At 40.7% G+C, this 12,604-nt stretch carries 9 protein-coding genes, 1 pseudogene and 1 riboswitch; of the genes and pseudogenes, 9 read left to right on the top strand and 1 reads right to left on the bottom strand.

The genetic code is table 11. From position 1 onward, the window contains the following. The 5 genes and pseudogenes from QYG89_RS16705 to QYG89_RS16685 form a co-directional block, all read left to right on the top strand. A pseudogene (locus QYG89_RS16705) lies at window positions 1-319 on the top strand (hypothetical protein); the annotation flags it as partial. A 216-nt stretch (window positions 320-535) separates the two neighbouring features. Continuing rightward, window positions 536-1,765: a TolB family protein gene (locus QYG89_RS16700; RefSeq protein WP_404319311.1), complete on the top strand. Its 1,230-nt coding sequence runs from the start codon at window positions 536-538 to the stop codon at window positions 1,763-1,765. A gap of 188 nt (window positions 1,766-1,953) precedes the next feature. Further along, complete coding sequence (locus QYG89_RS16695; RefSeq protein WP_404319309.1) at window positions 1,954-2,700, top strand: threonine/serine exporter family protein; 747 nt, start codon at window positions 1,954-1,956, stop codon at window positions 2,698-2,700. Window positions 2,701-2,713: 13 nt separating this feature from the next. Next, entirely contained in the window at window positions 2,714-3,175 is a 462-nt protein-coding gene (locus QYG89_RS16690) for a threonine/serine exporter family protein (RefSeq protein WP_404319307.1), read from the top strand. Window positions 3,176-3,279: 104 nt separating this feature from the next. Then, window positions 3,280-3,762, top strand: a complete 483-nt coding sequence (locus tag QYG89_RS16685) for a YusW family protein (RefSeq protein WP_404319305.1) — start codon at window positions 3,280-3,282, stop codon at window positions 3,760-3,762. An 80-nt stretch (window positions 3,763-3,842) separates the two neighbouring features. On the opposite strand, the gene QYG89_RS16680 is transcribed toward QYG89_RS16685, so the two are convergent. Continuing rightward, complete coding sequence (locus QYG89_RS16680) at window positions 3,843-5,324, bottom strand: S-layer homology domain-containing protein (protein WP_404319303.1); 1,482 nt, start codon at window positions 5,322-5,324, stop codon at window positions 3,843-3,845. 337 nt (window positions 5,325-5,661) lie between these two features. Here QYG89_RS16680 and QYG89_RS16675 point away from each other — a divergent pair, with 337 nt between their 5' ends. From QYG89_RS16675 to guaA, 4 genes are all read left to right on the top strand, one after another. Continuing rightward, window positions 5,662-7,614, top strand: a complete 1,953-nt coding sequence (locus tag QYG89_RS16675; protein WP_404319301.1) for an LTA synthase family protein — start codon at window positions 5,662-5,664, stop codon at window positions 7,612-7,614. Between the two features lie 215 nt (window positions 7,615-7,829). After that, window positions 7,830-9,326, top strand: a complete 1,497-nt coding sequence (locus tag QYG89_RS16670) for a nicotinate phosphoribosyltransferase (RefSeq protein ID WP_404319300.1) — start codon at window positions 7,830-7,832, stop codon at window positions 9,324-9,326. Then, window positions 9,323-10,150, top strand: coding sequence for an ammonia-dependent NAD(+) synthetase (gene nadE / locus QYG89_RS16665; protein WP_404319298.1), 828 nt, complete (start codon window positions 9,323-9,325; stop codon window positions 10,148-10,150). The genes QYG89_RS16670 and nadE overlap by 4 nt, the downstream gene beginning before the upstream one ends. A 109-nt stretch (window positions 10,151-10,259) precedes the next feature. Then, a riboswitch (purine riboswitch) is annotated at window positions 10,260-10,361 on the top strand. A 130-nt stretch (window positions 10,362-10,491) separates the two neighbouring features. Beyond that, the gene (gene guaA / locus QYG89_RS16660; protein WP_404319313.1) at window positions 10,492-12,012 is read left to right on the top strand and encodes a glutamine-hydrolyzing GMP synthase; all 1,521 of its coding nucleotides are present in this window, start codon (window positions 10,492-10,494) and stop codon (window positions 12,010-12,012) included. Window positions 12,013-12,604: the final 592 nt, after the last annotated feature.

The following is a 12,604-nucleotide window of genomic DNA, read 5'->3' as shown; positions in this document are numbered from 1 at the left end:
AAACAAAGCTGCTTCTCAAGCAAGTGTTCATGCGAGCAAGACAGCTAAAGCAAAAGCTTCAGCACATTCAGCAGTAGTAACTAAATCAGGAACACCTGCAGAGGAAACACCGGATGCAGTAACTGAAGAAACAGAAGCAGTTAAAGCTGAAAGAGCGATTGAGAAAAAGGTAAATGTATCTGCGGCCAACAAATTCAATTCTCAAGCGAATGAACGAGCAAGTGAAGAAGCCAAAGAAAAGGCATCTCTAAAATCAGCTGTTCTTGCAACTGAGGTTAAAGTGGCTGCAACGGCAAAAACAGAGTTTACAGTAGAATAATTGTTTTTAAGAGGATAAAAGATCTCTTCATAAAAACTACTTATTGGAGAGGGTCTTCCATCAGTTTATTGAACTGGTGGAAGGCTTTTTTGTATGAAAATGTTTGTTTTAGTTAGCTGATCTATCTAATCTGTTATAACTGTGTCCTATAAATACATAATATGTACATTTAGAAAGATATTAGGTATAAGAACAGTGATGAGAGGTATATCAGGTATGTACAGGATTCTTATTTTCACGCTCATATTATCGATTCTTTTTCCATTCAACCCGTTGGCAGCTGAAGAGAAACATGTAAAGGCAGGATTTATAAGGGACAGGGATTTGTGGACTTTTATAAACAATGAGGAGAAACAAATTACACATACCGGTAAAGTGTTTGCTAAACCGAAGTGGTCGCGTGACGGTAAGTGGATACTGTATCAAAATGAAGCGCCTGCCCAGTACGAAAATCATGGGGTACAGACGGAGGTGTGGGTTTATAATGTAGAAACGGGGGAAAAGAAAAAGGTTTTCTACAATGGATCTTCTCCAATGTGGGCGCCGCACAAAAATGTGATTGCTTTTAGGGATGGTGGTATTTTAAACATCTCAGATTTCGCACAGTTCTATAACGTGGCAGTTGGGGTGAATAGTTATACATGGCTGCCTAATGGAAGTGGGTTCTTACTTTCATCAGCTGGTGTTCTTCGGCCTGATGGATGGACAAGTGCTATATTATTTACGAAAAAGGTGAATGATCATTATAAGGATATTCCTTTATTTGGCGGCGTGGATCACTTCTTTACTCTTCCGAAAGAGGTTGGCATCAATAACAAAATTATTGCGGTTTATGCTGACAAGTTTAACTTCTCATCTAGCGGAAAATGGATTTCCTTTATCGTTTCACCGACTGCTTCCTGGTCGATGGACAGCAACATGCTGTGTGTCATATCTAGCGATGGAAAGGACTTTGAAGTGTTGGATGAGGTGATCTTTGAAGTGGGGGAGCCTAAATGGGCACCGTCCAGTGATACACTGGCCTTTATTGCCGGTGGCGGAAGGCTTGTTTTTGGTTTTAAAAATAAGCATTTAAAAACGCGGGAAATGCCTGTATCGGGATCGTACACACCTTCAAATTATGCTGAGCTTGATTTTGACTGGGTAACGGATCAATCGATCGTGACTTCGAGAATGGCTGAAAAAGAGTGGTCAAATGATTTTAGCAAACATCCATTGCCTTCACTTTATTCCATTAATACCGAGACAAATCGTCAAGTTAAAATAACACAGCCGCCTAAAGGCTATGGCGATTACAATCCTCAATATGTAAAGTCTATTGACAAGCTCGTTTGGTTAAGAGGAACGTCTATTACCGATCAAAATAGAACCCTTTGGAAAGCTAAACCCGATGGCATAGAGGCAGAAGAATGGATCAAAAATGTAGATGGTATTGCATTCTATTAAAGTAATGAATAGTTGTCTCTTTCTCCATTATTTTGAACTTTTCAATTTCCCGAAGAGGTACATTCTGTTTAATTTTTCGATCAACAATTCTGTATTTTTGTCTGCAGAAGTCACTCTCCAATTTGGTATATACTAACTAGGCGGTTGTATGGAAAGGGGGAGGTACCATAAATACACGTGCTTATGAGGTGGCAGATATTTTAGATGTTTGTATATTTGCCGGTGAATTGATGTTAAAGAATGGAGCGGAGACGTACCGTGTGGAGGATACGGTTACACGTATGGCCCGCAGCTATCATATGGCGCGTGTCAATGTATACGTGACGCCGACAGCGATCATCATGACGATGCGGGGGGAAGAAGAAATTGTAGATCATACAGAGCTTCTTCGCATCACAGATCGGACTACTGATTTACATAAGTTGTCGCTCGTTAATGAGGTGTCCAGGCAAGTTGCCAGTCATGACATCCCTTTAGAAATAGTGAAACAAAAGTTACAGGACATTAATCAATCCACTCCCATCTATCCATATTGGGTGCAGCTTTTGGCAGCTGCTTTAGGGAGCGGCTGCTTTATGATCCTCTTTAATGGCACATGGCGGGATTTTTTACCGGCATTTATTGTAGGTGGAGGAGGATACGCCGTTTTCTTAAAGGTGCAGCAGCTCGTGAATGTTAAATTTTTCTCCGAGGTGCTTGCATCCTTTGTGATTGGGCTTGCAGCTGTGTTCTTAATTGCCATTGGTTTGGGAAAAGAATTAGATAAAATTATTATCGGTTCGGTTATGCCATTAGTTCCTGGAATGGCGATTACAAATGCGGTCCGGGATTTAATGGCCGGTCATCTAGTGTCAGGGGTATCGCGAGGAGTAGAAGCGCTATTGACGGCAGCCGCTATTGGTTCCGGGATTGCCGTTGTACTCACCTTTTTGTGAAGCGGGGATGTGTATGTGGATAGATATTTTAAAACCATTAGAGCCGCTCGTTATGAGTTTTGTTGCGGCGGCGGCATTTGGCATTATTTATAATGTTCCACGTGTGACAGTGTGGGCCGGCGGATTTGCTGGCATGATTGGCTGGATAGTCTATAAGGGGTTGTCTTCTGAAGGGCGCTTAGATTCTGTGTTTGCTACTATTGCGGCAACCTTTGTTGTCGCGATGATTTGTCAACACTTTGCCCGTCGTTATAAGATGCCTGTCATCGTTTTTAGCATTGCCGGTATTATTCCGATGGTTCCCGGCGGTACAGCTTACAATGCGATGAGGGAATTCGTAGAGAACAATCACGGTTTGGCCTTGCAGTATGCTTCTGAAGCCTGCTTAGTTTCTGGTGCCATCGCGTTTGGTTTATTATTAGGCGGTGTGTTTACACAAATCATTAAAAAGCAATCGGAACCAACGATGCGTTGAAATGATAGGCAGAAATGATGTTTCAGTCAATCCTGGAAAAAGATTTACTTTTATGCATGATTTCTTTGTTTTATGAGAAATAATAAAACAAAGGAGGTCGGAAAATGGGATATAAAACTGTTATTTCTTCACTTTTGATTATAGGTATGCTTCAAGGATGTAATGCGAATGATAAAGACCATGTTTCATCACCTCCTAAAAATGCACCAGTCGAAAAAGAGAATAATACTGCTAACCAAAAGAATGCGGGAAGAAACAAAGAGGATTTATTTAATTTCACAAGTTTTGATCTAGACGTTGATTACAATAATAAGCAATCATATGATGTTGATTATGAAAATGAGCCAGAGGCCATGGATGCTAAAATTGAAGATACAGTGACTAATAATACTTTAAGAGGGAATGAGGCTTTTGACCAATTGAAGCCAATATTTGAAAAGCTTACTTTTGACAAGGAGACCCCAGACGATCAGGTTATTGATGAAGTGTTAAAAGCATTTTCTTTGAAAACAGATTATAACAAATTTGAATTAGCTGTTGAATTTACAGACGGAACGAAGAAAGAGTATGAGAAAATAGTACAATAGGGTCTTATGATCAGCTGATCTAATGAACAAGACGCTTCGGTTCACCGCAGCGTCTTGTTCATTTCCATTCCTTCTGTTTATTATTCTGCATGTCTCAATGCCCGGGCTAACAGGGCGGAGAAGTCTCCTCTTGTTAATCCTTTATCTGGTTGAAAACGTCCATCTTCATAGCCTTGTGTGATGCCAGCAGCTAAAATCTTTTGAATCGCTTCATAGGATGCCATCTTCTCTGCGACGTCAGGGAACGTGATCTCTGCTTTTTCTTGGAGTTCAAAAGCCCTCGCTAAGAAAATGGCCATTTGACCGCGGGAAACGGTTTGAGCAGGCTGGAATGTTTCATTTGGAAACCCGCTGATTATTCCCTGTTTATAGGCAGCTGCGATATAACCAGCTGCTTTAGAAGAAGGGCTGACATCTGTGAAAGGTGTCTTTGTTGAATTAATCGGTAATTCTAATGCCCGGCTAATCATAATGGCGGCCTCTGCTCTTGTCACTGTTTTGTTTGGCTGGAATGAGCCATCTTCAAAACCAGAAATAATGCCTCTTTCGCTTAAAAAGTGGATATCATTATAGAAGCGATGTTCTTTCGATACGTCAATGAAAGAAGCTGTGTGCTCTTTTTTGCTGATGTATGCTGAGGACATGTATCCAATTGTCTTCCCATCGGTTGTTTTAACCGGGTACCATACAAATGCATGATTGCTCGTTTGATCGTAAGTAAAAGGACCAGTAATGATTAAATTGGTGTTTTTAGATAGCTTCGTCACTACCTTTGAAGTAGTCGTATTAGGCTGTGTTCTGACATTAACGCCGTCCTTCGTAACAATGACTTGATCTTCATTTTTAAAGAAATAAGCGGAATGATGCACCGGATCGGTTAGTGTGTATTCCTTCGTTAAAAATACGATGTTTTTATCGCTTTCTGGATCATAGTTAAAATCAGACGGCTGGAAGGGGAACGAAGCTAATTTCGTGTCGTTTAAGAAACTATTTTGTTCTATTAAAGTGAACACTTTTTCTTGATAGGCATTCGTGTTTTTCTGGCCATTATGCTGGTAAACAGGGCTGTTGACAGGTTTAATCCCGTTGTAAGCCATAACAGGGAAATACCAATTTTCAATGGTTTCTCGTTGGGCATCTTTGATTACAGGAAGCTCTGTGCCTGTACGTGCATACATGTTTGAAAGAATGTCCATACCCGTTTCGATATTGTAGTGTATATCAGTTTTTAATTTCTCTTCCTCATAGGTTGGCTGATTCGTAATTTGCATGAGCCCAATGCCGCCATCTGCGGAAATGATCGCTTTTCCCTGATCATCGAATTGCTTCCAGCCGCTCTCTTGTGCAGCGACAGCCTTGGCGACTTCAGGAGGAATATTTGCCTCTAAAGCAGCATTTGTTAATAAACAGTTGATATGTTGAAAAGAAGGGTTTTTATTCGGCTGCAGCTCGCCAAACCGGGAACATTTCGATGCCCAGTCAGATTCAGCTGAAGCCTCATTGTGAAAGATTCCCGTGGCTAAACAAGTCAACACGCCTGCTTTCAATAAAAATGATTTCATTCTTTAATTCTCCTCATATGCTTAATCAAGAAACTCGTAATATAGTTTATCATGAAACAATATTTTCCAAAAGCGACTTCTTTCACATAACTCAAAAGGAGGGACATTTTTAGAAGAGAGGAGAAGGTTGGCTTGTTTCTGCTAGATTTGTAAGGGTTCCGTACGATAGGATGTTTTGTCATTATTTGCTTACGCAACATAATTGACTTTTTAACCAATAGAAATTATCATTTACTATGTTCTTTTTTTATTTCGGGTGTCAAAACTTCTAGGGATTTGATTGAATGAAGTCATATGTAGAAATATAATTATATAGATTAATAGGGGTGAAAATGTAATGAAGAACGCAACGAATAAAGGTTCTGCTTTTTTCGGTAAACCGATTATTTTTTTCTCGTTGGCAGTGGTTCTTCTGTGGATTAAAACGTATGCGGCTTATCAAGCGGAGTTTGATTTAGGGATTGATAATCTCATGCAGCAATTTCTATTGTTTATCAACCCGATAAGCTCAGCTGTGTTTTTTCTTGGCTTTGCTCTTTTTGCTAAAGCAAGAAAGTCGTTTGTATGGATCATTGTGATTGATTTTCTTTTATCATTCTTACTATATGCGAATATCGTATATTATCGTTTTTTCACTGATTTTATTACGCTGCCAACTTTGACGCAAACGGACAACGCTGGTGATTTAGGAAAAAGTATCGGTGCTTTGCTGCATCCGTATGATGTCTTGTATTTCCTTGATACGATTATTTTAGTTGTTCTTCTACTTTCAAAGTATGTTCAGCCTCAACCGGTTAAGATTCATCGACGTCAAATTTCAGCTGTCTTTTTAACATCGGTGATTCTTTTTACAGTGAACTTAGGGCTGGCGGAAGTAGATCGTCCACAATTATTGACAAGAACGTTTGACCGAAACTATCTTGTGAAATATTTAGGCATGTATAATTACACGATTTACGATACGATCCAAAGTTCAAAGGCCTCTACGCAGCGTGCTTTGGCAGACAGCAGTGATGTGACAGAAGTGGTGAACTTTACGAAGTCTATGTATGCAGCGCCAAATCCGCAATATTTCGGTAAAGCAAAAGGAATGAATGTGATTTATGTTCATTTAGAATCGCTGCAAAACTTTATCATTGATTATAAGTTGAATGGAAAAGAAGTGACGCCGTATTTAAATTCATTGGCTCATGATTCTAATACATTTTATTTTGATAACTTCTTCCACCAAACGGGACAAGGGAAGACATCTGATGCTGAGTTTATGCTTGAAAACTCATTGTTCGGATTGCCGCAAGGATCTGCTTTCTCAATGAAAGGGCATAACACGTATCAAGCAGCTCCTGCTATTTTAGGACAGCAAGGATATACGTCAGCTGTATTCCATGGCAACAAGAAGTCGTTCTGGAACCGTGATGAAATTTATAAATCATTAGGCTTTAATCAATTTTTTGATTCTAGTTATTACGATATGAACGAAGAAGATGTATTGAACTACGGATTAAAGGACAAGCCGTTCTTTAGAGAAACGATGCCGCTGCTACAAACAGTTAAGCAGCCGTTCTATGCGAAGTTTATTACGTTATCGAACCACTTCCCATTCCCGATGAATCAGGAAGAGGCAACGATTGAGCCGCACCATACAGGAGATACTTCTGTAGACGGCTACTTCCAAACGGCTAGATATTTGGATGAAGCGGTGCAGGAGTTCATGGATTCCTTAAAGAAAGCAGGGCTTTATGATAACTCAATGATTATTATGTACGGAGACCATTACGGCATTTCTGATAACCATAATAAAGCAATGTCGATCGTTACAGGGAAAGAAGTAGGTAAGTTTGAGAATGCCCAGTTACAGCGGGTGCCATTGTTTATTCACGTTCCTGGTGTCAAAGGTGGAGTGCAGCATCAATACGGCGGTCAAATTGACTTAATGCCGACTGTTCTTCACTTATTAGGAATAGATACGAAAGACTATGTTCACATGGGGACAGATTTATTTTCTCCAAACCATCAGCCAGTTGTCCCATTCCGTAACGGAGACTTTATCAGCAAGGACGTAACAGCGATTAAAGACAAGTATTACAGTACGGCTACTGGAGAAGAGCTGGAAGAAACCGATCAGATTAAAAGAGAGACTGAAATGGTCCAAAAGAAACTTCGGCTTTCAGACAAAGTTTTAAATGAAGATTTGCTGCGTTTTTATACACCAAAAGGCTTTACGCCAGTAAATCCTTCTGATTATGATTACACGCATCGTCCGGACGGAACGATGCTGAATAAGAAATAGAAGCTTAAAAAACTGCCGGGAAATGATTTTTCCCGGCAGTTTTTTTTGTGTGTGAATTTCTCAGCTGGAAGCGCTTATTTGTTATGAAAATCGGAATAAGAAATATGAGATGCTGCCCCAGGGAATATTTATATTGAATGAAAAAGCAGGAACAGCTGTATAAGGATTGAAGGAGTGGGAAACGTGGTAACATAATGGATAAAGGGGCGATGGATATGAACGGTCAATTTGCCGATGACAGTTTATCTTTGCATACAGATTTGTATCAAATTAATATGGCTTATACGTATTGGAAGGACGGCATACATGAAAGAAATGCTATATTTGATTTGTATTTCAGAAAAATGCCATTTGACAATGGGTATGCGGTATTTGCCGGCTTAGAGCGGATGGTTGATTACATAGAACAATTTCAATTTACTGATAGTGATATTGAATACCTTCATACAATCGGCAGTTATGATAAGGACTTCCTGAAGTATTTAAAACATTTGCGTTTCTCGGGGAATCTTCGTTCGATGAAGGAAGGGGAAGTAGTCTTTGCAAACGAGCCGCTCGTTCGGGTGGAAGCACCCCTTATTGAAGCTCAGCTGTTTGAAACAGCTTTGCTAAACATCATTAATTTTCAAACCTTGATTGCGACAAAGGCTGCCCGTATTAAAGCGGTATGCGGCGATGATGTGGTCATGGAATTTGGTACGCGCCGGGCTCAAGAGATGGATGCTGCGATTTGGGGAACGCGTGCAGCATATATTGCTGGATTTCACGCAACGAGCAACGTGCGTGCCGGAAAATTGTTTGGCATCCCGCCTGCAGGGACACATGCTCATTCCATGGTTCAGGCATATAAAGATGAATATGCTGCTTTTAGAAAATATGCAGAGGCCCATAAAGATTGTGTGTTTTTAGTGGACACGTACGATACACTAAAATCTGGAGTGCCGATCGCTATTCAAGTAGCAAAAGAGATGGGCAGCCGTATTCGCTTTGTTGGTATTCGGCTGGACAGCGGGGATCTTGCTTATTTATCAAAAGAAGCAAGGAAACAGCTGGATGAAGCGGGATTTCATGATACAAAAATTATTGCTTCCGGTGATCTGGATGAATACACTATTTTCAACTTAAAAGCACAAGGGGCACAAATTGATATGTGGGGGATTGGTACGAAGGTGATTACAGCTTTCGATCAGCCGGCACTCGGTGCTGTTTATAAGCTGGCGGCCATTGAAAATGAACATGCGAAAATGGAAGATACGATTAAAATTTCCGGTAATCCTGAAAAAGTATCTACGCCTGGGAAAAAGCGTGTTTATCGGATTGTTAATCGAACGAGCGGCAAATCTGAAGGCGATTATATTGTACTTGAAGGGGAGCAGCCGCAGGAACAGCAGAAAATTAAAATGTTCCATCCGGTCCATACGTATATCTCGAAATTTGTGACGAACTTTGAAGCGCGCGAATTGCATGAAGACATTTTTGTCAATGGAGAGCTCGTCTATGAGGTTCCTGTACTTTCCGACATGCGCTGGCAGCTGCAAGAAAGTCTGGACTGTTTATGGGACGAATATAAACGGATGTTAAATCCAGAAGCGTATCCAGTCGACTTGAGTGAAACATGCTGGAATAATAAAATGGAGCTTATTAAAGAAGTAAAAGAGAAAACGGAGAAAAGATTAAATGAATGGAACGCTAGGGAGGAGAAGGGTGAATGAATGAGTTTCAAAAACAAGTGATTGAAGAGTTGAAGGTTAAACCGAATATTGATCCGCAGGAAGAAATTCGGAGAAGCATTGATTTTATGAAAGAATACGCGCGCAAGCATTCTTTTTTGAGAGGGTTTGTCCTTGGCATTTCTGGCGGGCAGGACAGTACGCTGGCTGGAAAGCTGGCACAAATGGCAGTCGATGAATTGAAAGAAGAAACAGGATCGGATGAGTATAAGTTTTACGCGGTCCGTCTTCCGTACGGTGTGCAAAAAGATGAGGACGACTGCCAGGATGCTCTCGATTTTATTCAGCCTGATGAGGTGCTGGCGATCAATGTGAAAGCGGCAGTTGATGCGAGTGAGCAGGCGTTAAAAGCGGCAGGCATTGAATTAACTGATTTCGTGAAAGGGAATGAAAAAGCCCGAGAGCGGATGAAAGCCCAGTATAGCGTTGCGGCGATGAAAAGCAGTGTAGTGGTCGGGACAGATCACGCGGCGGAAGCACTTACCGGTTTTTTCACGAAATATGGGGATGGAGGATCGGACGTCGTTCCGCTTTTCCGTTTGAATAAGCGGCAAGGACGCCAGTTGTTAAAAGCATTAAATTGTCCAGAGCATTTATACATGAAGGTGCCGACAGCTGACTTAGAAGAAAACCGGCCGCTGCTCCCTGATGAAACGGCTCTCGGTGTATCCTATGACGACATCGATGACTATTTAGAAGGAAAGGAAGTGCCGGATATAGCCAGGGAACGGATTGAACATCTATTCCGAACTTCCGCACATAAGCGGCACATGCCGATTACAGTTTTTGATCACTTTTGGAAATAATAGAAAAAAACGTTCGGGAAATGACGAATGGTTTTTTACTGAATATTTAATTAACGGCAGAACAACTTGACCGCTCTTTGCGATAGATATAAAATGAGGTCAAATTAGCTCGAATAATCAGTAACACCTTCATATATTTTCGACAATATGGGTCGAAAGTTTCTACCAAATCACCGTAAATGATTGGACTATGAAGGCAGGTTCTTATTGTGAAAAACTAGAATTCTGCTTTCAGCATGGGAAGGATTCTAGTTTTTGTTGTCTACACATCGGGCAGGATCTTATCGCAAAACAGAGGAGTGGAAAGAGTGACAGGAAAATCAGAACTACATAACCAGGAAATGATTCTTGTTTTAGATTTTGGAAGTCAATATAATCAGTTAATTACCCGCCGCATTCGGGAATTTGGTGTGTATAGTGAACTTCATCCGCATACGATTACTGCTGAAGAAGTAAAAGAAATGAATCCAAAAGGAATCATCTTTTCCGGTGGGCCAAACAGCGTTTACTCTGAAAACGCGTTTCACTGTGATGAAAAGATTTTCGAACTAAATATTCCTATCCTTGGCATTTGCTACGGTATGCAGCTGATGACAAAGCATTTTGGCGGAAAAGTAGAAGCTGCTTCACATCGTGAATACGGAAAAGCGGCTATTCAAGTGAAAAATGAAACAGTGCTTTTCAAAGAACTGCCGAATGAACAAGTTGTCTGGATGAGCCACGGTGATTTGGTGACAGCAGCTCCAGCAGGCTTTTCTGTTGATGCAGTGAACCCTTCTTGTCCGATTGCGTCTATGAGCAATGAGGAGAAGAAGCTATATGCCGTACAGTTCCATCCTGAAGTAAAGCATTCTGTCTATGGAATTGAACTTTTGAAAAACTTTGTGTTTGAAGCATGCGGCTGTAAAGGCGACTGGTCAATGGAAAGTTTTATTGAAGTGGAAATGGAAAAAATCCGCCAAACAGTTGGTGACAAAAAAGTCCTATGTGCACTGAGCGGCGGTGTAGATTCTTCTGTCGTAGCTGTATTGATTCACAAAGCAATCGGGGATCAGCTCACATGTATCTTTGTTGATCATGGGCTGCTGCGTAAAGGTGAAGCAGAAAGTGTAATGGAAACATTTGCACAAGGATTTAACATGAACGTGATTAAAGTAGATGCAAAAGACCGCTTCTTAAGCAAGTTAGAAGGCGTTTCTGATCCAGAGAAAAAGCGGAAAATTATCGGCAATGAATTCATTTATGTATTTGACGATGAAGCTACAAAATTGGAAGGCATCGATTTCTTAGCGCAAGGTACACTCTATACAGATGTGATTGAAAGTGGTACGGCGACGGCTCAAACGATCAAGTCTCACCACAATGTGGGCGGTCTTCCTGAAGACATGCAATTCACATTGATTGAGCCTTTAAATACACTCTTCAAAGATGAAGTGCGGGCACTTGGAACAGAGCTTGGCATTCCAGATCATATTGTTTGGCGCCAGCCATTCCCAGGACCAGGTCTTGGTATCCGTGTTCTTGGTGCAATCAGTGAAGAGAAGCTGGAAATTGTTCGTGAATCTGATGCTATTTTACGTGAAGAAGTTAGCTTGAATGGTTTAGAGCGTGAAATTTGGCAGTACTTTACGGTACTTCCGGACATTCGCAGTGTTGGTGTCATGGGAGATGCTCGTACGTATGATTACACGATTGGTATCCGTGCTGTTACTTCTATTGATGGTATGACTTCTGACTGGGCGCGTATTCCATGGGATGTGCTTGAAAAGATTTCAACACGTATCGTCAACGAAGTACCGCACGTAAACCGTGTGGTGTATGATATTACAAGTAAGCCGCCTGCTACAATTGAGTGGGAATAAAATAGGACATCAATCAAAAGAAGAAAGAAGTGAACCTTACCTTGAAGTTTCATAAGGTGGAGGGAGCCAGAGTTTTCACAGGCTGCTATCAAGAGCCAGCGAGCGGAACGCTATATTCTTCTTTAACATTTTCGCGCTTCGAACATTTTTGTTCGAAGCGTTTTTTGAATTTCTCTGTAAAATGCTTTTAACTTTCTTCGGGAGATTTTAATAAAGCTTCGTTAAAACGGCGAAACATCAACTTGTAGAGGGTGAACAGACAAGATTAGTGAAAGGTATAACAAAGTTTAATTTTATTTTGAAAAAGTATTGACCTTATTTAAAAAGGTTGGTATATTAATAAACGTTGCTGCTGAACATAAGCAATGGCAACACACAGCGATGGTTTTGAAAAAGTTAAAAAGTGTTTGACAAGAAAGATCAGCTGTGGTAAGATGATAAAGTTGCTGTTAAAACAGCGATGAGAATTGATCTTTGAAAACTGAACAAAATACATGCCAGTAAGTTAATTCTTATTTAAAACAATTGAGCAAGTCAAACATCTTTTTGGAGAGTTTGATCCTGGCTCAGGACGAACGCTGGCGGCGTGCCT

Origin of the sequence: Bacillus lumedeiriae (assembly GCF_044891285.1) — a bacterium.
Lineage (GTDB): Bacteria > Bacillota > Bacilli > Bacillales > Domibacillaceae > Pseudobacillus > Pseudobacillus lumedeiriae.
Note: the sequence above shows the minus strand (reverse complement) of the source record. Positions and strands in the feature narration are given on the sequence as shown.